The sequence below is a fragment of the Pseudoclavibacter sp. RFBA6 genome, assembly GCF_002931575.1.
In the GTDB taxonomy this organism is placed as follows: domain Bacteria; phylum Actinomycetota; class Actinomycetes; order Actinomycetales; family Microbacteriaceae; genus Pseudoclavibacter; species Pseudoclavibacter terrae.
The window spans coordinates 69,790-93,223 of sequence record NZ_PSUA01000013.1; the positions used below are offsets into that span (position 1 = coordinate 69,790).

The 23,434-nt window shown below is 66.8% G+C and carries 20 protein-coding genes, 1 tRNA gene, 2 pseudogenes and 1 riboswitch; of the genes and pseudogenes, 11 read left to right on the forward strand and 12 right to left on the reverse strand.

Features of this window, described 5'->3' with window-relative positions:
* Positions 1-46 precede the first annotated feature (46 nt).
* Positions 47-733, forward strand: a complete 687-nt coding sequence (locus C5C17_RS13780) for an alpha/beta fold hydrolase (RefSeq protein WP_181028609.1) — start codon at positions 47-49, stop codon at positions 731-733.
* A gap of 161 nt (positions 734-894) precedes the next feature.
* Here the strand turns inward: C5C17_RS13780 and C5C17_RS13785 are convergent.
* A pseudogene (locus C5C17_RS13785) lies at positions 895-1,152 on the reverse strand (ester cyclase); the annotation flags it as partial.
* 333 nt (positions 1,153-1,485) lie between these two features.
* Complete coding sequence (locus tag C5C17_RS13790) at positions 1,486-1,746, reverse strand: hypothetical protein (protein ID WP_104253961.1); 261 nt, start codon at positions 1,744-1,746, stop codon at positions 1,486-1,488.
* Here C5C17_RS13790 and C5C17_RS13795 point away from each other — a divergent pair.
* From C5C17_RS13795 to C5C17_RS13815, 5 genes and pseudogenes are all read left to right on the forward strand, one after another.
* A complete protein-coding gene (locus C5C17_RS13795; RefSeq protein ID WP_146079183.1) occupies positions 1,736-2,194 on the forward strand; it encodes a hypothetical protein in 459 nt (152 codons plus the stop codon). The two genes, C5C17_RS13790 and C5C17_RS13795, sit on opposite strands and share 11 nt — an antisense overlap.
* A 241-nt stretch (positions 2,195-2,435) precedes the next feature.
* Positions 2,436-3,464 (forward strand): glutaminase A, encoded by a 1,029-nt coding sequence (glsA, locus tag C5C17_RS13800; protein WP_104254091.1) that lies wholly within the window; start codon positions 2,436-2,438, stop codon positions 3,462-3,464.
* On the forward strand, positions 3,448-5,082 hold the full coding sequence (locus tag C5C17_RS13805) for an MFS transporter (protein ID WP_258066216.1): 1,635 nt from the start codon (positions 3,448-3,450) through the stop codon (positions 5,080-5,082). Before glsA ends, C5C17_RS13805 begins: the two co-directional genes overlap by 17 nt.
* Before the next feature lie 79 nt (positions 5,083-5,161).
* Positions 5,162-6,220, forward strand: a complete 1,059-nt coding sequence (locus tag C5C17_RS13810) for a DUF998 domain-containing protein (RefSeq protein WP_146079184.1) — start codon at positions 5,162-5,164, stop codon at positions 6,218-6,220.
* A 293-nt stretch (positions 6,221-6,513) separates the two neighbouring features.
* A pseudogene (locus C5C17_RS13815) lies at positions 6,514-6,687 on the forward strand (recombinase family protein); the annotation flags it as partial.
* A 407-nt stretch (positions 6,688-7,094) separates the two neighbouring features.
* Here the strand turns inward: C5C17_RS13815 and C5C17_RS13820 are convergent.
* From C5C17_RS13820 to C5C17_RS13830, 3 genes are all read right to left on the reverse strand, one after another.
* Positions 7,095-7,376 (reverse strand): hypothetical protein, encoded by a 282-nt coding sequence (locus C5C17_RS13820; RefSeq protein WP_104253965.1) that lies wholly within the window; start codon positions 7,374-7,376, stop codon positions 7,095-7,097.
* A complete protein-coding gene (locus C5C17_RS13825; protein ID WP_146079185.1) occupies positions 7,373-7,741 on the reverse strand; it encodes a hypothetical protein in 369 nt (122 codons plus the stop codon). Before C5C17_RS13825 ends, C5C17_RS13820 begins: the two co-directional genes overlap by 4 nt.
* Before the next feature lie 274 nt (positions 7,742-8,015).
* Positions 8,016-8,088 (reverse strand) — tRNA-Lys (locus tag C5C17_RS13830).
* Between the two features lie 107 nt (positions 8,089-8,195).
* Between C5C17_RS13830 and C5C17_RS13835 the strand changes: the two genes are divergently transcribed.
* Positions 8,196-8,627: a DUF1801 domain-containing protein gene (locus tag C5C17_RS13835; RefSeq protein ID WP_104253967.1), complete on the forward strand. Its 432-nt coding sequence runs from the start codon at positions 8,196-8,198 to the stop codon at positions 8,625-8,627.
* On the opposite strand, the gene C5C17_RS13840 is transcribed toward C5C17_RS13835, so the two are convergent.
* Positions 8,542-9,684: an acyltransferase family protein gene (locus tag C5C17_RS13840; protein ID WP_104253968.1), complete on the reverse strand. Its 1,143-nt coding sequence runs from the start codon at positions 9,682-9,684 to the stop codon at positions 8,542-8,544. The two genes, C5C17_RS13835 and C5C17_RS13840, sit on opposite strands and share 86 nt — an antisense overlap.
* Positions 9,685-9,761: 77 nt before the next feature.
* Here C5C17_RS13840 and C5C17_RS13845 point away from each other — a divergent pair, with 77 nt between their 5' ends.
* The 3 genes from C5C17_RS13845 to C5C17_RS13855 all read left to right on the forward strand — a co-directional run bounded on the left by C5C17_RS13845 (position 9,762) and on the right by C5C17_RS13855 (position 13,257).
* Positions 9,762-10,814: a MauE/DoxX family redox-associated membrane protein gene (locus tag C5C17_RS13845; protein ID WP_104253969.1), complete on the forward strand. Its 1,053-nt coding sequence runs from the start codon at positions 9,762-9,764 to the stop codon at positions 10,812-10,814.
* Positions 10,815-10,928: 114 nt separating this feature from the next.
* On the forward strand, positions 10,929-11,204 hold the full coding sequence (locus tag C5C17_RS13850) for a hypothetical protein (RefSeq protein WP_104253970.1): 276 nt from the start codon (positions 10,929-10,931) through the stop codon (positions 11,202-11,204).
* 106 nt (positions 11,205-11,310) lie between these two features.
* Complete coding sequence (locus C5C17_RS13855) at positions 11,311-13,257, forward strand: amidase (protein WP_104253971.1); 1,947 nt, start codon at positions 11,311-11,313, stop codon at positions 13,255-13,257.
* 194 nt (positions 13,258-13,451) lie between these two features.
* Here C5C17_RS13855 and C5C17_RS13860 read toward each other — a convergent pair whose 3' ends face one another.
* From C5C17_RS13860 to C5C17_RS13880, 5 genes are all read right to left on the reverse strand, one after another.
* Positions 13,452-14,339, reverse strand: a complete 888-nt coding sequence (locus C5C17_RS13860; protein ID WP_104253972.1) for a bifunctional methylenetetrahydrofolate dehydrogenase/methenyltetrahydrofolate cyclohydrolase — start codon at positions 14,337-14,339, stop codon at positions 13,452-13,454.
* Positions 14,336-15,610, reverse strand: a complete 1,275-nt coding sequence (gene glyA, locus C5C17_RS13865; protein WP_104253973.1) for a serine hydroxymethyltransferase — start codon at positions 15,608-15,610, stop codon at positions 14,336-14,338. The genes C5C17_RS13860 and glyA overlap by 4 nt, the downstream gene beginning before the upstream one ends.
* A gap of 49 nt (positions 15,611-15,659) precedes the next feature.
* Positions 15,660-15,743: riboswitch (ZMP/ZTP riboswitch) on the reverse strand.
* A 3-nt stretch (positions 15,744-15,746) separates the two neighbouring features.
* On the reverse strand, positions 15,747-16,376 hold the full coding sequence (locus C5C17_RS13870; protein ID WP_146079186.1) for a Pr6Pr family membrane protein: 630 nt from the start codon (positions 16,374-16,376) through the stop codon (positions 15,747-15,749).
* A 107-nt stretch (positions 16,377-16,483) separates the two neighbouring features.
* Positions 16,484-17,227: a helix-turn-helix domain-containing protein gene (locus C5C17_RS13875; RefSeq protein WP_181028611.1), complete on the reverse strand. Its 744-nt coding sequence runs from the start codon at positions 17,225-17,227 to the stop codon at positions 16,484-16,486.
* Between the two features lie 378 nt (positions 17,228-17,605).
* Positions 17,606-21,079 carry a bifunctional proline dehydrogenase/L-glutamate gamma-semialdehyde dehydrogenase gene (locus tag C5C17_RS13880; RefSeq protein WP_104253976.1) on the reverse strand — a complete coding sequence of 1,158 codons (3,474 nt, stop codon included), beginning with the start codon at positions 21,077-21,079 and terminating at the stop codon, positions 17,606-17,608.
* An 82-nt stretch (positions 21,080-21,161) separates the two neighbouring features.
* On the opposite strand from C5C17_RS13880, the gene C5C17_RS13885 reads away from it, so the two are divergent.
* Positions 21,162-22,154 (forward strand): LysR family transcriptional regulator, encoded by a 993-nt coding sequence (locus C5C17_RS13885; RefSeq protein WP_104253977.1) that lies wholly within the window; start codon positions 21,162-21,164, stop codon positions 22,152-22,154.
* Here the strand turns inward: C5C17_RS13885 and C5C17_RS13890 are convergent.
* Positions 22,126-23,361 carry an MFS transporter gene (locus C5C17_RS13890; protein WP_181028612.1) on the reverse strand — a complete coding sequence of 412 codons (1,236 nt, stop codon included), beginning with the start codon at positions 23,359-23,361 and terminating at the stop codon, positions 22,126-22,128. The genes C5C17_RS13885 and C5C17_RS13890 overlap by 29 nt on opposite strands.
* Between the last annotated feature and the right edge of the window lie 73 nt (positions 23,362-23,434).

Below are 23,434 nucleotides of genomic sequence, written 5' to 3' on the forward strand. Positions count from 1 at the left end.
CTTCAAAATTCGTGCTGCGGGTACTGCACTCGACGGGAGCACGTTCGTGCTGATCCACGGCATCGGCATGTCGCACCGCTACTTTGCGCGTCTACAGGCGGCCCTCGCCCGGCACGCCCGAGTTCTCACGATCGACCTGCCCGGGTTCGGGGCGCTCGCACGACCTCCCCGCTCGGTGAGCGTTTCCGAGATGGCCGAAGCGCTCGGCCGCGTGGTGGACGCGCTGCGTCTGACGGGTGTGGTGCTCGTCGGTCATTCCATGGGCACGCAATGGGTGACGGAGCTCGCTGTTACTCGTCCAAATCTTCCCGCCGGCGTGGTCCTCATCGGGCCTGTCACCCACGCGCGGCACCGCTCGACCAGGGCGCACCTCCTGATGCTCGGAGCGGATTGCCTTCGCGAGCCGCTAGAGGTGAACCACATCGTGTTCACGGACTACTGGCGGTGCGGTCCTGGCTGGTACTTCCGACAGCTGCCGCAGATGCTCTCGTATCGCATCGAGGACCGTCTCGGCTCCGTGTCGGCGCCGGTGCTGCTCGTTCGTGGTGGCCAGGATTCGATCGCCACGCTCGCTTGGATCCGTTTCCTCCTCACACAGGCCTCATCGGGTGAACTCTTGGTGGTTGCCGGCCACGGCCACGTCGTCCAGCACACCGCGGCCCCGGTGCTGGACCGAGCCCTGCGCGACTTCGCCTCACGGATACGCGACTCGGCCTCGACGGGCCGCTTATGAAGTGGGCGGATCGTGAGCTCGCGCAGAGCCGGAGGTGTGGGCATCGGTGCTCCCGAGGTCATCGGGCGGGGCGTTGACGTCGTTCAAGGTGTCCGGTTTCCGATGTCCGCGTTCGTTCTGCACCTCAGCGCTCGCTCGATCGTTGAAGGGCGCGGTCGGGGTCACTCAACGCGGGTGAGGAGTGTGTCGCGCAGGACAGCTTCGAGGTCGCCCCAGCAGCGGGTGATCTTGACATCTTCATAGCGGTAGATCGCAAGGTCCTGGATGTCGACGCGCTGCCCGGTCGGCGCGAGCTGCTCAAACTGCCCCATGTGCGTGCCAGCCACGCGGAGGCGGGCCGCGGGGGACGAGTGTCCGATGACGAGGTCCTCGATGGACCAATGGATGTCCGGGAACGCCACCACGATCTCACGCAGCGCGTCCGTGTACCGCCGATCCCCTCACGCACTCCCACGACGTCGTCGGTCACGAACTCGCCCAGGCCGTCGAATTGGCGGTAGTTGCAGGCAGCGATGTAGTGCCGGTACGAGCGTTCGATACGCGCTTCCAGTGCGGCCATGCCTTCAGCGTTACACGGACAGGTCGGAGTGTGGCCTGTCCCGCAAGGGCGGAGGCAGAGTCTTGATGGGTCCGGTTGACCGCTTGTGCCGCTGCGTGCTCGCTTGGGTGTCCGAACGCGCGGTGCTCCAACTGAGGTTCGAGGAGGAGTCCCCTGGAAGCTGCGGGGCCAGCGTTCCTGGCCTGTCTGAGCGTTACTGTTCCTCGAGATTCGCTGGTCGTGCTTCTTTGTCGATGCGGTCGAGGATGTTCTCGATGCGTTCCACGAGAGCATCAGCGATTGCGGCATCTGTTGCGTACATCGAAGCGGCGTCGGATGCGCTGACGTTGGAAAGCTGTTTGACTTTCTCGTGGCAGGTGGCTGCGTCGGTTTGGACGAGCATGTTCAGGTAGTTCAGTTCGTGCTCGGTGACGTGCAACTCGAAAATCGGCATCTGTTCCGCGTTGTCTCCCATCGCAGGGACAGTAGCAATCAACGGTTTCGCGGCCGTCCACCCCGTGCTGCTGCGAGAAAGCCTCGAGAGCTACCTCCTGCTGGCTCGGCTCGTCAAGGACCTGGAAAGTCCAGCCAACCTCCCGTTCCCTGGGTGTGCGGAGGAAGTGGAGGCGCGGATGGATTTCCTGGTGGAGATCAGCGGGCGGGAGTATCTGGTCGCGCAGGCGGCGCTTGATGGGTTGCGGTCGCGCGTTCTGGATGCGGTTCGTGTTGGTGGCGGGTTCGTGAGCATCCCTGAGCTCGGCACGTCTGGCAGGTCTGCGCTGATCACGCCGGCGACATCGGTGCTGATTGAGCCCGCGCCGGAGCAGATCTCCGTCAGCGATGCCGATGCTGAGCCGGACATCGTGTACTGCGACATCGATCCCCGGGATTTCCCCTGGCTACCTGACCTGTCAGAGCTGTGACCTGCGTCGATGCGGTTTCTGAGTTCGAGATGCCCGCGTGAGTACCGTGGCTCCAGCCAATTGCCCGGGGGGGGGTGAGGGCCAGCTTGAGCGATTTTGGGGGGCTGCGAACGAACGTTGGGCTCGCTGGGGTCGGTAGGGCCACGCTCGTCACAAGGTCTCGCAACTGGTGGGCGAAGACGTAGCGCGTCGCTTCTGTATGGGCATACTCTGCGTCCATAAGAACAGGGGGTACCGCCTCATGATCACTTCAGAGTCTGAGAGCGTCGACCAGCAGGTATCTACAGGTCATCTGCCTGCCTGGGGTGAAGTCGAGTCGCTAACGGCGGCAGCCTTCGAGCGGTATCGCCGACTTGATGAAGGGGAAGTGGCGGACTACATTCCCATCCTTGCTGACGCGGATCCCTCGCTGTTCGGGCTCTCCGTGAGCGAGGTGAATGGCGCGACGCATGACATCGGTGACAGCGGCCATGGCTTCTCCATCCAGTCGGTCTCCAAAGCGTTCCTGTACGCGCTGGTGTGCGAGGCGCACGGTCACGCATTTGTCAAAGAACGCGTAGGGGTGAATAACACGGGGCTTGCGTTCAATTCGGTCATCGCTGTCGAGCTGAACGACGGTCACCCGATGAATCCGATGGTGAATGCAGGTGCACTGTCCACCACAGCTCTGATGCCAGGCGCCACTGCTGCCGAGCAGTGGGAGTTCATACGGACAGGTCTCTCTGCATTCGCGGGACGCCAGCTTGTGATGGATGGTGAGGTCTACGCATCGGAGATGGCCACGAACTCGCGGAACAAGGCAATCGCGCGACTCTTGGAGAGCTACGGACACCTCAACGCTGACCCATTGGAGACAGTCGACATCTACACACGCCAGTGCGCGCTGCTGGTCACCGCCCACGACTTGGCTGTCATGGGCGCGACACTGGCTGACGGCGGTGTGAATCCCGTAACGGGCGAGCAAGTGGTGTCGCCCGAGGTGTGTCGGGACACGCTGTCTATGCTCGCCGCGAGCGGCATGTACGAGCGCTCGGGTGAGTGGCTGTTCGAGATTGGTCTGCCCGCAAAGTCTGGAGTTGCCGGAGGCATCGTTGCCGTGGCACCTGGCAAGGGGGCGATTGGTGCCTTCTCACCGCGCTTGAACTCTGCGGGGAACAGCGTTCGGGGTCAGCGCGCCATCGCGTACCTCTCGCGCGCGCTCGGACTCAACCTCTTCGCTTCCCACGCAACCCCACCAACTGAGAGAGCAGCTAATGACCACCGCGCCTGAAGTCACCCAGCACGAGGAACGCCGGTCGTGGGTACCCATGGTCGGCCTGTTCCTGGCCCAGATCCTCATGTCCTTCAACGTCGCCGCGTTACCCATCTCCATCGGTGGCATGGTTGCGGACTTTGGAGTGCCGCCGACAGCGGCGAGCACGACGATTGTCGTCTACGGCCTAGTCGTCGCGGCTCTCGTGATGACCGGAGCGAAGCTCGGACAGCGGGTCGGATGGGTATTGATCTTCCGCTGCGTGCTGGTTGTGTTTGCTGGATCTTCATTGATGATGATCCTCTCTCCATCCATAGGCTGGGCGATCGCGGGGCAGTGTCTTGCGGGAGCAGCCGCAGCGATCATCGTTCCGTCCTTAGTTGCCCTCATTGCCGAGAACTACCGTGGTGATCAGCAGGCGACTGCGATCGGCTCGCTCGGGTCAGCGCGAGCACTCTCTGGCATCAGTGCATTCCTCATCGGCGGCACACTTGGCACTTTGGTCGGTTGGCGGCCTGTGTTCATGATCGTGCTGGCCCTTGCGGTCGTCGTGTTCGCATTCAGCTTCAGACTGCGCTCGCGCAAGGGTGATGCGAGCATCAAGATCGATCTCGTCGCGTCGGTTCTCGTGGGTCTTGCGATCATGTTGATCACGCTCGGCTTCAACAACCTCAACGGTTGGGGCGCGTTCCTCGCCGATCCTGGTGCGCCGTTCGAGGTCCTGGGGCTCTCTCCGGCTCCGATGCTCATCGTCCTTGGCGTCGTGTTCGGGCAGCTGTTCTTCGCCTGGACGAGGCGGCGTATGCGCGAAGGCAAAGTGCCCCTCGTCGATCTCTCGGTACTTGGCTCATCACGAGAGCGCGCCGCGGTCTACGCGATGTTCGTCGTCGTCGCGCTCGAGGCAGCCTTGAACTTCACGGTCCCTCTATACATCCAGATCGTGCAGGGTCGGACCCCGTTCGAGACCTCGCTCGCCATGATGCCGTTTAACCTGACAGTGTTCGTCACCGCGACGCTCGTGGTTCGCTTCTACAAGCGCTACAGTCCCCGCACCATCGGCGTCACGGCATTCATCCTCACGACCGGTGCGCTCATCTGGCTCGCGTTCGTCGTCACGAACAACTGGGAGACCATCCCGACAATCATGGGCCTCATCATCTTCGGCATCGGTCAAGGCGCGCTCGTCACGCTTGTGTTCAACGTCCTCGTCACCGCCGCTCCCGCGGAGCTCGCTGGCGATGTTGGATCCCTTCGTGGGAGCACGCAGAATCTCGCCTCAGCGGTTGGCACTGCGGTCGTCGGCGCGCTGCTCGTCGGCCTCCTCAGCGTCGGAGTCGGCCGGGCAGTCCTGGAACATCCGGAGCTCCCCGAAAACCTCGTCTCCCAGGTGGATCTCGACAACGTCAACTTCGTCTCCAACGATCGCCTTGCCGAAGTGCTCGGTCAGACCGACGCAAGCCCAGCGCAGGTGGAAGAGGCGACGCAAATCAACGAGGAACAACGCCTCCGTGCTCTGAAACTCGGCTTCCTGCTCCTCGCGGGCATCAGCGCGATCGCGATCCTGCCCGCCTCACGCCTACCTCGCTACAAGCCGCACGAGATCCACGCGCAGAACCCAGCACCCGCCGATGACTAACGGTCCCCCAGCACATGGAGTAGACACTCCCTCACTGCGAAACGGTGACGACGCAACACGGTCGCCTCGCGGGAGCTCGTTGCGCAACGAGTCGCGCGCAACGTGGGTCGCCGTCGCCTCTTTCGTGCTCGCGGCCGCGGTGACTGCGTTGCTCGTACAGGGGGAGTATCTGCCGATAGGTGGGCCGGATTCGCTGGGTGCTCGTGCCGGTTGGATCAGTGCCGCACTCGCCGCGATCTCGTTCGCCGCAACGCATGCGATTCCCGACGTGGGCGCCGATCCCTCCGTACTTTCTTGGCGGAGACAGCTTCCGATCGCGAAGCGTCTCGTCGATATGCTGGCGCTTGCTGCGGGTGTGGCCATGCTGACGTTCTTCGTGGTCATCGCGGTCGCGCAAGTCTTCCAGATCGGCTTCCGCGGCCTCACCGTCGATCCGCTGGGCGGCGGCGCTCTCGTAGGTTTCACCGCGGCTGCGACTAGTTACGCCGCATCACTCTTCGGCGCCCGAACGACCGGTATCGCGATCGCCGCTCTCGCGGTCGCGGTACTGTTCATGGGCACGTTCGCGAGCATGATCAGCTCTCCCGATGAGTCATGGTGGCAGCTTCATTTCTCGCAGCTCGGAAATACTGCTGGCATCACTGGCTATCGGTTCAACCTGGCCCTGATGGTCACCGGCCTCGTGATCACCACCCTCGCCGGTTATACCGGGCGTTCTTTCGATCTCGGGCTCGCCGCTCGAGGGTTCCATGCGGGAGCTCGGATACACCTGCTCCCCTGGCTGCTGGGCGGCATCGGTATCTGCATGATCGGTGTCGGGCTCGTCCCTGACGCAGTCAACAAGCCCCTACATGTCGCCTTCGCGGCTGGAATGGTCGTGCTATTCGGTGCGTTCGCACTCGGAGCGTTGCGGTTCATTCACGGTCTACCAAGAGAACTCCGGATCTTCACGCTCGTCGTCATGGCAGGTATCGTCTTCGCGATCCTGCTCTGGGAGCCGATCCGCTACTACAGCCTTGCCGGGATGGAATTCATCTCGGCGGGGCTGCTCTTCGCCTGGCTGATCGTGTTCACTCGGGCGGCCGACGCCTACGGTACGGAGACCCCTCCTGCAGGCCAAGACCGAAGCCCCGGCTAACCGCGACTTCTCAGTCGCTCTGCTTCCTGACTGCATCTGGCGCACGCGTTGGTTGCTGCGGAGTACGCACCGCGCGCGCGATGTCGGACCAAGCTCTGTCTAGAGCGCTCATCAATTGCAGCCTCCAGATGCCGTGTATCGAGAAATAGCAGGTTTCCGAGACACCGCGGCAGTTTGCTCATGTTGCGACCACTCCCCCGTGAACTCGGGACCCGACTTGTCGCAAAAACTCGTTTCATCGTGAATCGTCTCAGCCTCCATGAGCGAGGAAATATTCGAGGCAAACTGTCCGAGTGGGGTTCCTTGGCTATACCCGCGTCAGTACCGCGTCTCAGGATGCGCAGCTTCAGCTCGACGCACTCATGGGCGTCGGCGTGCAGAAGCGCCACGTCTTCGCCGACGTGACGTCCGGGAGTCGGACCGCGATCGAGCACGCGGGCATGAAGCGATTGCTCAAGCGTGCGGAGGTCGTGGCGCGGCTGGCGTGTGTCGCGTTGATCGTTAGGTAGTCAGCGCGAGCGCACGTGAGCCCCATTGCGACCTCCCCAACGACCTCATGCGGACGCGGCCCTGCGTGCCACCGCCCAGGGCCTCCAGCCTCTCGATCTCAGTCCCGCCGGCCGTTCAGGCGAGCGATGGTCGGCCACCAAATGGCGCTCCTGCCACTACAGTGGCACGTCGGCTCGCCCATCGCAGCGAAGGCCGAGTGATCAACGATGCCCCAGAGCGTCCATGACGTCGCCGCAGGGGTCAGCACCGACATTCGCGCTACATCGACAGCGCGGCCCCGAAACCATGGTGGTTCCGGGGCAGCATTGTCGTTGTTCGGCTGCACCGGTGATCGGGGAAGCCAGCCCATGCGCTCGCACAAGGACTACATGGACACTCCCGCGTGCCCTGCAGCGGGTGTGGGCGCGGTGGACCGCGCGTCATTGCGGAACCGGATGCCCGTCGACGCTTTGGCGAGCTTGTGAAGGTCGAGGCCTCTCGTCGCTTGCCGTAGCTCCTCTGCTCGAGCGAACGGCGTACGGAGAACGTCGCGGAGACGGTCCGATTCGGCCTCGTCTCCTCGCAGCAGCTTGGTACCCATGGCGATGGAGCGAGCGGGTCCGTTGAGCTCGAACTGCAGAATGCCGTATCCACGGGCGTTGTTCATCGTTTCCACCTGTGCCGCTTCTCGGCGCTCGATGCGGTTGTTGTGTTGACGAGCGCGAGCCGCGACAGGCTGGTGTTGTGCGCGTAGGCGCGGACCTCGTCCGACAGCGCCTTCACAGTGGGGGCCACGGGCGCGACTTCCGGAATCCGAGAGACGAGGTAGGCGGCGAGGCCACCTCGCGCGCGTTCTTCCTGCAACCCGTGCGCGTACGTCGACCAGGGTGCGGTTTCGGGACGGTCGAGGCTGCTGGAGAAGCGCACGAGCCCGGAGAGGTCCGAACACTGATGTGCGTCGAGGTCGCTCAGGAGTCGCACGCTCGCGAGCTCCGACTGGTACGCCGCATCCAGCCAATCCAGCGTCCGCACCGGTGTCTCCTGCTTGCCGATCGCGGAGGGGCCCGGGCGGGACCTGAATGCGTTCGTCGGTGGCAGCGTGCTTAGGGTCCGCGTGAACTGGTCCACGCGGAGCTCGTGGCACTGCTGGAGGAGTTGCTCGGTGGGCATGCCGCCCTCGCGCTCGGACTGCCGCAGTTGCGTGGTCGCAGTCGCAACCTGCCTGGAGACTTCTCTGGCGTTCCTGAGCGGCGAGACGGACGACGACGCGCCGCTGCGCCAAGTCGCGGAATCCGACAGGGATGGGTGGGCCCGGTGGGGCTCGAACCCACGACCCGCGGATTAAAAGTCCGATGCTCTGCCAACTGAGCTACAGGCCCCACAGTCGTCTGGCGTGCGGCGACCGTGGGGAATCCTATCGCGAATCGTGACCGGGGTTCAGCGACGTTGGGCCCGTCTTGTCGGTGGCCGGGTCCATACTCTCGTCATGGCAGAAACGAAGACGAAGCCGTCAGATGTCTCACCCGATCTCATCATCGACCAGGCGGAGCCGGCGGGGCGGCGCGAGGACGCTCGCATCCTGAAGGAGATCATGGATCGGGTCACGGGCGAGGACGCCGTCGTGTGGGGGCCGACCATGATCGGCTACGGCAGCTACCACTACACGTACGAGAGCGGCCATTCGGGCGATGCGATGATCCTCGGATTCGCGCCCCGCAAGGCGTCGATGTCCATCTACGGCCTGCAGACGTGGGCCCCCGAAGGCCTCATCGAGCAGCTCGGCAAGGTGAAGCTCGGCAAAGACTGCATCTGGGCTGGCCGCTTCTCGTCGCTCAACCTCGAGGTGCTTGAAGAGCTGGTTCGGATCGCCTGGTCGAAGCGACAGGACCTGCAAGCAATGTTCCCGGGGGATGCCTGAGCGACAGCACCCCGATGACCCGTTCGAGCGGGCCCACGCCCAGAAGACGACGCCAGACTGCCGCGAACAGCAGGCAGATGAGCAGGATCGCGATCATCGTCAGAACACCCTGCGGCTGCCTATAGATGAGCCCCGGCCCAGCCAGCCAGTTCTCCTCACCACGCAGCAGCTGCGACCAGATCACCGTCAGCATCAGCACATGCAGGCAGTAGATGGTGAACGCCATCGTGCCCATGTCGGCGAGCGGCCTCGTGAACCGCGTGAACCAGGCGCGCATCCTCGCACCCGAGAAATCACTGAGCAGCTGGATACCCGCATACGCGACAAGAGCCAACCCGAGATCACGAGCCTCATCGCCATACGACCCCGACTGGGCAACGCCCGTCATCGCCTCCTCCCAACGCCGCACCACCAGCGAGACACCCAGGAGCACCGCTCCCCCGCCGAACACCCACGCCGTTCGACGTGCGCTGCCGAGCTGCCAGCGCGCCAGCAGCAAGCCGATCAGCAGCATCGGCAGCAGACTCGTCAGGCGATACGCCGAACCGAGCACCGTCCAATCGAGCAGCAGCACCGTCGGATCGAACCTGGATGTGGGAGAGAAGCCTGAAGTGAGCGCCCAGTCACGGGCGGCGCCGTTCACAATCGGCGCAAGCGCGAGAAAGACCGACGCCGCACCGACCGACCAGGCCGCCGGCAAGAACAGGAACGGCGTCGCCACGAGCATCATGACGCCGAGAAAGTCCAACACGACGAGCACCCCCGAGAAATTTATGCTCAACAGCAAGCCGACGAAGATCAGCACGATGGCTTTGATCACCCACGAGATCGCGAAAAAGCTCTTCCGCCGCGCATCCCAGAGAGCCGCCTCACGCAACTGATACCCGGCCGTCACACCGATCACCAACGCGAACAGCGGCGACGCGGCATCGTTCAGGAACTGGAACAGCACACCCAGCGCCCGAGGCTCCCGGTCGTCCAGGAACACGACCGTGTGAGCGATGACCATGGCGAAGATCGCGAAGCCGCGCACCACGTCAAGAGAATTCAGGCGCATGGGTCGATCTTCGACCGCCGCGAGCCACCGGTCAAGCGCAGCACGACAACGCCCCTCCCCAGGGCGATAATGAACGAGTGCTCTCCACCTTCGTGATCTTCCCTGCGCTCGTCGCCTGCGTCCTCATCGCCAGCGGCGCCCTGAAGCTCCCCCAACGCTCTCGCACACTGCAGTCGTTCACCGCCTTCGGGGTACCCGCCGCGCTCCGGAAACCCTGGACCGCCATCGCCTTCCCCATCGGCGAGATCATCCTCGGGGCAGCACTCCTCCTCCTGAGCGGCCCCGCGTACCTCGTCGCGGCCAGCCTCAGCACCCTGCTGATGGCCGCCTACCTCACCGTCGTCGCACGCAGCGTCGCCAAACGCCAGGCAGTCGACTGCAACTGCTTCGGGGCCCTCAGCACGCAACCCGTCAGCCAGATCACGATCTGGCGCAACGCCGTCCTCACCTTCGCAGCGATCCTCGCCCTCGTCCTGCCGGGCATGTCGCTCGGCGTGCCGGCACAGCTCGCGCTCTTCTCACTCGGCGACTGGACGTGGCTCGTCGCGATCGCGGTCGTCGCCCTGGTGGGCATCGTCGCCGGCCTGGTCAAGACCCCGGCTGCTCCCTCCGCCGCGAACAGCAGAGCAACCTCTGGCCAGGACTTCGAGCTCGTCGAGCAGGGTCCCGACCTCATCACCGATCCGAGCGCCCGCGACATGATCCCCCACAACCTGGAGCTCGTCTCGGGGGACGGGTCCCCGGAGCTGCTCTACAACCTCGTCGTCGTCCCACAGAAGACGACCGTCCTCATCTTCGCGAGAGTCGGATGCGGGTCCTGCGGCCCCGTGCTCAGCCAGATCGGCGAATGGTCGCGAGAGCTCGGTGACGACGCGCAGATCATCGTCGCCACGTCCTCCAGCCGCGACTCCATCAAGAAGAACTACCCCAGCGCGCTGCCCTCGACCTACTTCGGCGCGAAAGCCGTCAGCGACCACTTCGAAGTGGCAGCCACCCCGGCGGCGCTCCTGCTCGCCGCCGACGGCACCATCGCATCCACCCCCGAATACGGCAGCGAGATCATCGCGGAGCGGGTGGAGCAGCTGCTCGCCTCGTTCGACGCGCAGCGCCAGGCTCAGCCTCGGGGCTGAGCCGCTCGGCCAGATCCTGCTGCAACTCCGCCGTACGGGGGAAGCGCCCGCCGCTTCCCGGCTCGTAGCGTGAAGGTGTCGGGATGCACCCCGGCCGAGCACTGGAGGATCAGCATGAGCGAGCAGTACGTCGTCATCACGGAGACCGTGAGCATCAGCGCAGTCGGCACCAAGCTCGGGTACTCCGAGCCAGTCGGCAGCGAGGCCGAAGGACTCGAGCTGCTCGAGCAGGTCGCCCGCGGAGTATTCCCCGACCTGCACACTCCCCACCGCCCCGGTCGCACATTCCGCGTCAGCGAGACCGAGTACGTGGACCGCCGCGAAGGCAAGGCCCTGCCAAAGAAGCAGACCCGCATCACGCTCGCGAGGGTCGTCGCGACCCGCGACTGAACACCCCCCCGGATGTGCGGAAAACAACACACGCTCGAAACAGCAGCGAAACCAGCCCGGCCGAGACTGACGACACCCCCGTCGTCCCCTCCCGCAAAGGTCCCCGTTGCCACACAAGCCCGCATTCCGCCGAATCGCCCAGATCACCGCCGCCACCGGCCTCTGCTCCGGCTTGGCTCTGAACGCCGCTCTCACCGCCCCGTCAGCATTCGGTGCTCCAAGCACCGAGGTCACGCTCCCCGCAGCGCCAGAGGTCGTGAACCTCAGCATCACGGATGCGCTCGCGCTCCTCGAGGCGGGGCGGACCACCTCCGTCGACCTCACACAGCGGTACCTCGACCGCATCGCCGCCTACGACGACCCATACGGCGACCAGCCCGGCCTGGCCGCCGTGATCCTCGCCAACCCTGAGGCGCTCACCACGGCCGCCGAACTCGACGCCGAGCGCGCCGCCGGCACCCAGCGCGGCCCGCTGCACGGCGTCCCCATCCTCGTGAAGGACAACTACGCCACGTTCGACATGCCCACGACAGCGGGCAGCGCATCCCTGCACACCTACCAGACTGAGCTCGACTCGACGGCGGTGCAGCGCCTCCGCGACGCCGGAGCGATCATCATCGCCAAGACGAACCTCTCCGAGTTCGCGTGGCACGGCACCTACACGCTGAGCTCTGAGCGCGGGCGCACCAACAACCCGTACAACCAGGCGAACAGCGCCAGCGGCTCGAGCGGCGGAACCGGAGCTGCCGTCGCCGCCGCCTTCGCACCGGCCGGACTCGGCACCGATTCCTGCGGCTCGATCGTCGGCCCCAGCGCCCACCAGAGCCTCGTGGGCTACCGCCCCACGATGGGGTTGACCAGCGTCACCGGCATCGTGCCGCTCTCGCTGCGGCAGGACGTCTCCGGCCCCATGACCACCACGGTCACCGACGCCGCACTCCTCATGGAGGTGCTCGCCGGGTACGACCCGACCGACCCGCAGACCGTCATCGCCAACGAGCAGGACACCACTTCCTACGTCGCGGGCCTCAGCGACTCCGCCCTCGAAGGGCAGCGCATCGGCTACATCCGATGGGACTACGAGGAGAACCCCGACCGCCCCGGCCTCGAGGAGACGACGGCCCTCATCGACCAGGCCGTCGAGGACCTCCGCGCACAAGGCGCCGAGGTCGTCGAGGTGCCGGCCTTCACAAGCGAGTTCCTCACCGGCACGCTCAAGAGCGGCGGCTGGATCGACATGCGCCCCAGCATCGACTCGTTCTTCGCCAGCACGGCGGCGACGTGGCCAGAGGGCCTGGCCGAGCTCACGGGCGACCCTGACGAGCTGACCTTCGCCGACGTCATCGCCGACGGGAAGTCGTCGATGACGCAGGACGACATCGACTCCTTCCTCAGCAACGAGGACATCCCGAACGCGGCCTACGACGCCGCCGTGGCAGAGCAGGATGCCGGCAAGGCCGCGATGGACCAGTTCTTCATCGACAACGACCTCGACGCGCTCGCGATGCCGACAAGCGCCACCTCCGCGACGCCAGATTGGGCCGGGACGACGTTCTGCGACCTCGGCGCGAACACGGGCATCCCGACGGTGTCGCTGCCGGCCGGCTTCACGTCGACGGGCGCCGCGGTCGGCCTCGAGCTCGCCGCACCGCGCAGCCAGGACGCCGCACTCCTTGCAATGTCCTACGACTACGAGCAGGCGACCCTGCACCGAGTCGCCCCTCCGACGACCCCTGAGCTGCCGATCGCACTGCCGACACCCACGCCGACGGCAACCACTGGCCCGATCGAGACGGTCGCCCCGCCGACGGCAGAACCCACGGCGGAACCTACCGCCGCACCCATGCCTGGCACGACCGTCGCGCCGACATCATCCGCGGCCCCAACCGTGACGGCACCGACTTCGACTGCTGGGGCTGGCGGCACGCCCACCCTTGCCCAGACCGGCGCGACTGACGCTTCGTGGCTCGTGACGCTCGCCGTGGCCCTCGTCGCTGGCGGTGCCGGGGTGCTCGGGATCTCCGCACTGCGCAAGCGCCGCTCCCAGGCGTAGCCCGCAGCGGACGACCCCAAGTCCGCTCCGGGCCCTGCACGCCCTACCCAAGGCAGTGTTGTGGTCGTCAAGACTCGACCTTGACGACCACAACACCGCCCTCGACGTGGCGTCGAGGGATTCACGAGCGACAGCAGAGGGCCCGAGCAGTTCCATGAACTGCTCGGGCCCTCTGCTGAGAGGAGCTGCGACCGCTAGACCGCCGGGTTGAGGCGCTCGGCCTGCTCGACGACGTTCTCGAGCAGCAGCGCGCGCGTCATCGGCCCGACGCCGCCCGGGTTCGGCGACACCCAGGCCGCCACATCCCAGACACCGGGGTCGACATCGCCCGCGACCTTCGACTTGCCCGTCTCCGGGTCCTCGACGCGGCTCACGCCGACGTCGAGCACCGCGGCGCCAGGCTTGACCCACTCGGGGCGCACGATGCCCGCGACACCCGCCGCGGACACGATGACGTCGGCCTCGCGCGCGAGCACTCCGATGTCGGGCGTTCCCGTGTGCGTGAGGGTGACCGTCGCGTTGTTCTCGCGGCGCGTGAGCAGCGGGCCGATCGACCGCCCGACCGTCACGCCGCGCCCGATGACGAGCACGTGCTTGCCGTTCAGCGAGATGTCGTTGCGACGCAGCAGCTCGATCACACCGCGAGGCGTGCACGGCAGCGGTGTCACGATCGGGTCGTTGGCGTTGAGCACGAGGCGGCCCAGGTTGGTGGGGTGCAGGCCGTCCGCGTCCTTCGACGGGTCGATGCGCTCGATCACGCGGTCCTGGTCGATGTGCTTCGGCAACGGCAGCTGCACGATGTACCCCGTGCAGGCCGGATCCGCGTTGAGGCGATCGATCTCCGCCTCGAGCTCCTCCTGCGTGGTCTCCGTGGGGAGATCGACGCGGATCGACTCGATGCCCACCTCGGCGCAGTCGCGGTGCTTGCCCGCGACGTACCACTTCGAGCCCGGGTCGTCGCCGACGAGGATCGTCCCGAGTCCGGGCACGACGCCCCGCTCCGCGAGCGCAGCTACGCGCTCACGGAGCTCGGCCTTGATATCGGCCGCGGCCTTCTTGCCGTCGAGTGCGGCAGCGGTCATGCTTCGCCGAGGCCAGGGTAGAGCGGGAACGCGTCGGCGAGGGCCTTCGTGCGAGCACGCAGGGCGGGCACGTCCGCGTCAGGGAGCAGTGCCAGCGCGATGACGTCGGCCACCTCGGTGAACTCGACGTCGCCGAAGCCGCGGGTCGCGAGTGCGGGCGTGCCGATGCGCAGGCCCGACGTGATGAGCGGCGGGCGCGGGTCGTTGGGGACCGCGTTGCGGTTGACGGTGACGCCGACCTCGTGGAGGAGGTCCTCGGCCTGCCTGCCGTCGATCTCCGCGTTGCGCAGGTCGACGAGGATGAGGTGCACGTCGGTTCCGCCGGAGCGGACCGAGATGCCGGCGCCGGCCACGTCGGCCTGCTGGAGGCGGTCGGCGACGATCTTCGCGCCGCGCAGCGTGCGCTCCTGGCGGTCCTTGAAGTCGTCCGTCGCCGCGAGCTTGAACGCCGTCGCCTTGCCGGCGATGACGTGCATGAGGGGGCCACCCTGCTGGCCGGGGAAGACCGCTGTGTTGATCTTCTTCGCCAGGTCGGCGTCGTTGGTCAGGATGAAGCCGGAGCGTGGGCCGCCGATGGTCTTGTGGACCGTGCTGGACGTGACGTGCGCGTGCGGTACCGGGTTGGGGTGGAGGCCAGCGGCGACGAGTCCGGCGAAGTGCGCCATGTCGACCCACAGGTAGGCGCCGACCTCGTCCGCGATCTCGCGGAACTTCGCGAAGTCGAGCTGACGCGGGTATGCGGACCAGCCGGCGACGATGACCTTCGGCTTGTGCTCGAGCGCGAGCTCGCGCACCTGCTCCATGTCGATCTGCGAGGTCTCGGCGTCGACGCCGTACGCGACGATGTTGTAGAGGCGGCCGGAGAAGTTGATCTTCATGCCGTGCGTGAGGTGTCCGCCGTGGTCGAGCGACAGGCCCAGCAGGGTGTCGCCGGGGCGCGCGAGGGCGTGCATGACAGCGGCGTTTGCGGTTGCGCCGGAGTGCGGCTGCACGTTGGCGAACTCCGCGCCGAACAGCGACTTGGCGCGCTCGATGGCGAGGTTCTCGGCGATGTCGACGACTTCGCAGCCGCCGTAGTAGCGGCGACCGGGGTAGCCTTCGGCGTACTTGTTGGTGAGGACGCTGCCGGTGGCCTCGAGGACCGCGCGCGGAACGAAGTTCTCGCTGGCGATCATCTCGAGTGTCGAGCGCTGGCGGTCGAGCTCCTGCTCGAGGACCGCTGCGATCTCGGGGTCGACTTCACTCAGTGGGGAATTGAACGTATCGGTCACGAAGGCTCCTTCAGAAAACCGGATGGCACGGCGAACATGTGGTCGTGAACCGGCGAGCCCAGGCGAACGGCTCGAAACCCGAAGAGCCGCTCCCCGGTGGTGACCCACCTGAACGCCAGTCGCGGCCGTCAGAAGTCTAGCGCGACTTGCCTGGTCGCCGCGAGAGCAGCGTCACGAGCCAGGTGAGCACGACCCCGAGCACGACGAGCCCGATGATCGTGAGCACAACCGGCGCGTAGCCCTGATCCCTGGGGTTCAGGAATGGGTAGGGGTACCAGCCGATGAGGTTGCCGCGCACGAGCGAGAAGGCCGCGTAGCCGGCGGGGAAGATGAGCCAGATGAGCGCCGTGCCGAACCGGATGCGCTTCGTCGGCCGGTCGATGAGGAGGTCGAGCAGCATCACGACCGGCATGACGTAGTGGAGCACGGTGTTGTTCCACGGGACGGCGGTGAAGTCGACGTCGGCGAGGCCCGAGAGCAGCAGCGCGAAGCCGATGCCCACGATGAGGATGTAGACCGTGACGGCGGCGCGGAACGCGTTGATCCTGGCACCCTGCGCGTTGGCCGCTGTCGCGACGGCGCTGAGCAGCAGCGACAGCACGACGAGCATGTTGGTCTCGATCGTGAAGTAGGCGAAGAAGTTCTCCGGCACCCAGGTACCTCGTTCCATGATCGTCGCGATCTCCGACACGATCGAGGAGAAGGCGAGCAGACCGAACCCGATCTTCGCGGTCACGAGCGCTGGGCGGTGAATCGACGAGGCCACGGCCATCCTTCTGTCGGTGACGGGGGAACAGGGAGCTGCGCTGCGCCCGGCGCCTCGGCGAGACCGCCGCAGCGCGAGCCCGGAGCCGCAGACATGAGGCTACGCGGTCAGGGGCGTTCCTTGCGGTAGTCGGCGGGTGTCACGCCGAGTCGCGTGAGGAAATGTCGACGCATCGTCGTGGCGTCGCCGAAGCCGGCCGCAGCCGACACGTCGTTGAGCGAGCGCCGCGGCTGCTCGACGAGGAGCGCGGCCGCCGACTGGACCCGGCGTGCCGCGATGAGCCCCGCGATGCCGTCGGCCTCGTCGGCGAGATCGCGGTACAGCTTCCGCCTGCTGATGTGCAGAGCGCGCGCGATGCTGTCCGCGTCGAAGCCCTGGATGACGTGGTACCTCTCGATGAGGTCGCGCACCGCCTCCTTCATCCGCATCGAATGCTGGGCGGGCGTCAACGCCGGGGACGTCACCTGCACGAGGACAGCCCGCAGCAGGTCGTGGAGCACGGGCTCCGTGCCGGCCGGTGACCGACGGCCGCCCCTGGTGCTCGACGTCGCCTCCACCAGGTAGCGGCCGATGAACGCCAGGAAGGCCGCGGTCAGCGCCGTCTCGGGCAGGCGGACGGCGCGGTCGCTCAGGGTGATCCTCGCATCGTTCGCGACATCCTCGAGGGGCACGGCCATGCCGAGCGTCTCGATCCTGCCGAGGCTCGCCGTGACAAGCGGATGCTTCGAGTTCACAACCAGGACGTCGCCCGGGTTGAGCACACCCGAGAGGCCACCGGTTCTGAACTTGAGCGACCCGCGGATCATCCCGAGCACGACGAGCTTCTCGCTCTCGATGCGAGAGATATCCACTCCCTCGCGTCCCGAGCCGGAACTCCGGCGAAGACTGCCGAAGAGATGCACGGTTCCAACGTGCGTATTCAGGAGGTACGCGTGGAAATCCGCGCCCGCCGCGGCATCCATCGTCATCGAAGTGCCCGTGAATTGGGCCAGACCCGACTCTCCGCGGAATTCCTCGAATGCCCCAGGGTCTACGTCATCTGCGGAGAAGAAGCCTGACGACTCCCCCGAGTGCGCGATCCTCCCGAGCCACTCGCTGACATCCTGACGTGCATTCCCCGGCACTGAATACCCCCGACACCAGCCTGCCCAACCTTCGGATCAGAATACCGAGATATGACGGGCTGGAGAATCGCGGGGGTATTCAGCGACCTCCACTGCGATCGAGCATCAGCGAGCGAGAAGACCCTCGGTGAGCGCGTTCGGCGTGCCGAAACGGTGCGCCGTTATGGACACGGCCTGCTCCCGCAGGAACGGCAGCATCTCCACCCGACCGGATTCGGTCACGGCTCCCGAGTAGATCGCCAGGTCCACACGGCCGTCCACGGCGCGGGCCAACGCGACCGCATCGCCCCCGATGAGGCGCATCCGCCCACCGCGAAGCGAACCCGCCGCGGAGAGGAACTCCGCGTCTGACTCAGCCCGCGTGCGCACGCCAGCCCCCGCGAGGGCCGCCTTCGCCGCCGATGGCAGCTCGACCCCCGTCGAGACCCGCAGCTGCGCTCCGGCGACGAGGCCAGCCGCGACCACCCGCAGGAGATCCGCGACGCGTGCATCCTCGGCGAGCCGCACCGTCATCTCACCCGGGAAGGTCAGGTAGCGGAACACGTTGCGCTCCGCGTACAGTCCCTGCACGTCGCGGTCGCGCCCGAACTCCTCAGCCCACGCCCTCGCATCGCTGCCGAGCGCACGCTGGAGCATCGCGGTGTCACCACTCGTCAGCACCGCCGGCTGCGCTTTCGCGATCGCCGCCGCCGCATCCAGGAGCGTCTGCGCGCTGCCGTTCGCGACCGGGTCGACCTCGATCGCGCGAGCCCGCTCCCAGGTTCCGAGGCCGACGAGGTAGTTCGGTCCGCCCGCCTTGGTCGTACATCCGACGACCGACTTCTTCCAACCGCCGAAGGGCTGGCGCTGCACGATCGCGCCCGTGATCCCACGGTTCACGTAGAGGTTTCCCGCCTGGATCGTGTCGAGCCACTGCGCCACCTCGCCGCGGTCGAGCGAGTGGATGCCGGACGTCAGCCCGTAGTCGACCTCGTTGACGATCTCGATCGCCTCCTCGAGCGTGTCCGCCGTCATGATGCCGAGGATCGGACCGAAGTACTCGACGAGGTGGAACTCGGAGCCGCGCTGCACGCCCGCACGCACGCCAGGACTCCAGAGCTTCCCGCTGTCGTCGAGCTGACGAGGTTCGACCACCCAGCGCTCCCCCGCACCGAGCGTCGTGAGCCCGTCGAGCAGCTTGCCGGAGGCCGGCGTGATGATCGGCCCCATCTGCGACGGCGCGTCCCACGGGTAGCCGACCGTGAGCGAGCGCACGGCGTCGAGAAGCTGCTCGCGGAAGCGCCGCGAGCGCTGCGCCTGACCGACCAGCACCACGAGGGAGGCGGCGGAGCACTTCTGCCCTGCGTGGCCGAACGCCGACGCGACGACGTCCTTCGCCGCGAGGTCGTAGTCGGCGCTCGGCGTCACGATGATGGCGTTCTTGCCGCTCGTCTCAGCGAGCAGCGGCAGCTCGGGGCGGAACGAGCGGAACAGCTCGGCCGTCTCGATGCCACCCGTGAGGATGACGCGGTCGACCGACGGATTCTTGATGAGCTCGCTGCCCAGCTCGCGGTCGGAGAACTGCACGTACTGCAGCACCTCCCGCGGCACACCGGCCTCCCAGAGCGCCTCGACCATCACCGCGCCGCAGCGCGCCGCGGGCCGCGCCGGCTTGATGATGACGGATGCGCCAGCCGCGAGCGCGGCCAGGGTCGATCCGGCGGGGATGGCCACGGGGAAGTTCCAGGGCGGCGTCACGACGATGACCTTCGACGGAACGAAGGATGCGCCGTCCACCTCGTCGAGGCCGCGAGCGAGTTCCGCGTAGTAGTGCGCGAAGTCGATGGCCTCCGAGATCTCGGGGTCTGACTGGTCGAGGGTCTTGCCCGCCTCGGACGCGGCGACCTCCATGAGGTCGGCGCGGCGCCGCTCGAGCGCATCCCCCGCCCGGTGCAGGATCTCGGCACGCGCCGCGCCGGACAGCGCACCCCACGACTGGCTGCCCGTGACGGCACGCGTGACACGTGCATCCAGTTCACCGGCGGTGCCGACCGTGTTCGCCTTGATGGTCGCGGTGCCGAGCGTGGACGCCTGTGCGCGTTCGCGGATGCCACGCGCCCACGACTGGTTGGCGGGCAGCGAGGGGTCCGTGTCCGGGGTCTCCTCGAAGCGGTCGGCGGGCAACGGGTCCGGTTCCGCGGTGCGGTCCTGCACTCGGTTGCTCGCCGGCACCTCACGGTCGAGCGCGTCGAGCGACGCGATGAATCGCTGCGACTCGCGCTCGAAGAGCTCCTCGTTGTCGGCGAGCTCGAACACCGCCGACATGAAGTTGTCCTGGCTCGCCCCCTCTTCGAGGCGGCGGATGAGGTAGGCGATCGCCACGTCGAACTCCTGCGGGTGCACGACCGGCACGTACAGCAGCAGCCCGCCGACCTCGCGCTTCACGACCTCAGCCTGGCTCTGCGCCATCCCGAGCAGCATCTCGTACTCGATGCCGTCCGTCGCGCCCCGGCGCTGGGCGAGCAGCCAGGAGAACGCGACGTCGAAGAGGTTGTGACCGGCGACACCCACACGCACGTTCTTCACCCGCTCGGGGGTCAGCGCGTAGTCGATGACCCGCTTGTAACTTGTGTCCGAGTCCTGCTTCGTGCCCCACGTGGCGAGCGGCCAACCGTGCAGCGACGCCTCCACGCGCTCCATGGGCAGGTTGGCCCCCTTCACGAGCCGCACCTTGATCGGTGCACCGCCACGCGCGACGCGACGCGCCGACCACTCCTGCAGTCGGATCATGGCCGCGAGGGCGTCTGGGAGGTAGGCCTGCAGCACGATGCCGGCCTCGAGGTTGAGGAACTCCGGCTCGTCGAGGATGCGCGTGAAGACCGCCATGGTCATCTCGAGATCCTTGTACTCCTCCATGTCGAGGTTGATGAACTTGCGCGTCGGGCTGTTCACGGCGAGGCGGTAGAGCGGAGTCAGCTCCTCGACGACATCGGCGACGGCCTCGTCGAAGGCCCACGGCTGGTGCGGTGCGCTGGTCGACGAGACCTTGATCGAGACGTAGTCGACGTCGTCGCGGGCCAGGAGCTTCGTCGTGCCGTCGAGACGACGCGCGGCTTCCTTCTTGCCGAGCACCGCCTCGCCGAGCAGGTTCATGTTGAGCCGCACGCCCTTGCCTCGAATGTTGTCGATCGCCGGCCCGAGCTTCGAGTCGGTCGCATCGATGATGAGGTGCCCGACCATGTCCCGCAGGACCTTGCGCGCCGCGGGCACCACGACGCCGGGCAGGACTGGCGCCACCGCGCCACCGACCCGCACGGCGCTCTTCATGTACCAGGGCAGGAACCCTGGCACCTGGTCGGCGATCGCGCCGAGCTTTCGCGCCGCGACCTTGAGGTCCTCGGGGCGCACCACGCCGTCAACGAATCCGACCGTGAAGTCCAGACCCCGCGGGTCCTTCAGCACGCCGGCGAGCTGGGCGGCGGATGCGTCCACCGGGATCTCGGCCGCCTCGGTCAGCCATCGGCGCACGAGCGCGACAGCCTCCGGCGCGAGCTCGGTGAGGGAATCTGTGGGGAAGACAGGCGTCTCGGTGGCGGTCATGTGACCAGTATCGGCACCCGACTTCCGTTAGGTATAGTGAAGGAAATTGACGCGTTTTCGTCAGTTCGTGTGATGATTAATCATGCTCGACGTACGCAAGCTCCGACTCCTCCGCGAAGTGCAGCTCCGTGGCACCCTCGCCGAAGTCGCCAAGGCGCTCAACTTCTCGCCATCGGCCGTCTCCCAGCAGCTCTCCGCCCTCGAAGCCGAGCTCGGCGTCGAACTCCTCCGCAAGCACGGGCGCCGCGTGCAGCTCACCCAGCAGGCCGAGATCCTCGCAGGGCACACGGCCGAGATCCTCGAACGACTCGAGATCGCAGAGCAGGAGGTCCTCGCCTCCACCAGCCGCGCCGTGGGCACGGTTCGCATCGCCGTGTTCCAATCCGCGGCCCTCACGCTCATCCCGCCGCTCCTCCGCGTCCTAGAGGAAGAGCACCCCGGCCTCCGCATCGAGATGGTGCAGCACGAGCCGGAATCCGCGCTCTTCGACACCTTCGCGGGAGACTTCGACGTCGTCGTCGCCGAGCAGTACCCCGGCCACGCCGCACCCCACCACCCCGGGCTCGACCAACGGCTCCTCACCGGCGACGCGCTGCGCCTCGCCGTACCCGTCGACTCCCCCGTCACCACCCTCGCCGATGCAGCCCAGCTCGCCTGGGTCATGGAACCGCAAGGGTCTGCATCCCGCCACTGGGGAGAGCAGCAGTGCCGCGTCGCCGGCTTCGAACCCGACGTGCGCTACGAGACCGCGGACCTGCAGGCGCAGATGCGGTTCATCGAGACCGGCCACGCCGTCGGCATCCTCAACGACCTCACCTGGGCCCACTCCACGCCCAGCGTGCGATTCCTCAGCCTCGCCGGGGCACCACGGCGCGAGATCTTCACCTCGATCCGAACCGCGAGCGCGGCGTCCCCGACCATCGCCGCAGTGCGCGACGGCCTCCAGCGGGTCGCAGACGACCTCAGCTCGACAAGCCTCAGCACCGCCGCCATCACCCTGCCCGCGGCGACCCCGGCGACCCCGGCGGCCTTCAGCGCGTCAGGCGTCAGCTCGTCTGCTGCAGCGGACGCCTAGCCAGCACCGCGTCGAGCACCAGCGCGCTCACCAGGCCGAGCCCGACCATCGCCAGGAAGAACACGGGCAGCGCCACGAGACCCGCAGCATCCAGCAGCAGACCGCCCACGAGCGCGCCCGAGCCGATACCGAAGTTGAAGCCCGACGTGTACAGCGCGCTCGAGAGGTCGCGGTGGCGAGACGGCGCGGCATTCAGGATGCGCGACTGCAGCAGCGGCGGCAGCACGCCCATCCCGAGCCCCCAGATGACGAGCGCGACGAGCGCCACCGTCGTGTCGTGCGCGAACAGCAGCAGCGTCACCGCGATGAGCATGAGGCCGTAGCCGGTCGCGAGGCCGACGCGCGGACGTGCCGTGAAGAACACGCCGGCGAGCGCCGTCCCGCCCGCCGATGCGATGCCGTACGCGAAGAGCACGAGGCTCAACGTCTCGACAGGGAAACCGATGACATCAAGCGAATACGGCGAGATGTACGAGTAGAAGGCGTACTGGGCAGTCATCGTGATGAGCGTGATGACGCACAGCAGGATCACCGTCAGCAGCGAGCGCTGCGCGAAGCGGACCCGCTTCGCAGGCACCGCATCCTCGGCCGAGTCGTCCGGAAGCGCGATCGGCCGCGTGAAATAGGAGTCGTCGAGGTGGTTGACGCGCGGCAGCAGGAACCAGAGCAGCACCGCGACGAGCAGCGTCACGACCGCGAGCGAGCCGAACGCGAACCGCCAGCCGAACGCCTGCCCGAGCGCGGTGCCGATCGGCACCCCGAGGACGTAGGCGATCGCGCCGCCGCCGAGCGTGATCGACACCGCGCGCGTCAGCAGCTCCTTCGGTGCGATGAGCGAGATGTAGGAGGCGACCACCGCCCAGAACACGCCATGGGCGAGGCCCGTGACCACGCGTGTCACGACAAGCCACGCATACGTGGGCGCGAACGCCGAGGCGATGGAGCCGACGGCGAAGACCGCCAGGACGACAACCAGCAGCGCGTGGCGGGGCACGCGCTTCGTGAGCGCCGTCAACGGGGTACTCGTCAACACGACCGTGAACGCGAAGATCGTCATGAGCCAGCCGATCTCCGCGCGCGTCGCGCCGAGATCGACGGTCATGAGCTCGAGCAGGCCAGTGGGCAGCATCTCGATCGTCACGCTGATGAAGGTGGAGAACGCAAGCGCGATCAGAGGGACGAGCGGCAGCCTGGGGGCAGACGTCATCACAGGAGCAGAGAGAGAAGTCATTCGCAATATCCGAACGGCGCACTCCGGGCGAGCGGGAAACCTCGCCAGG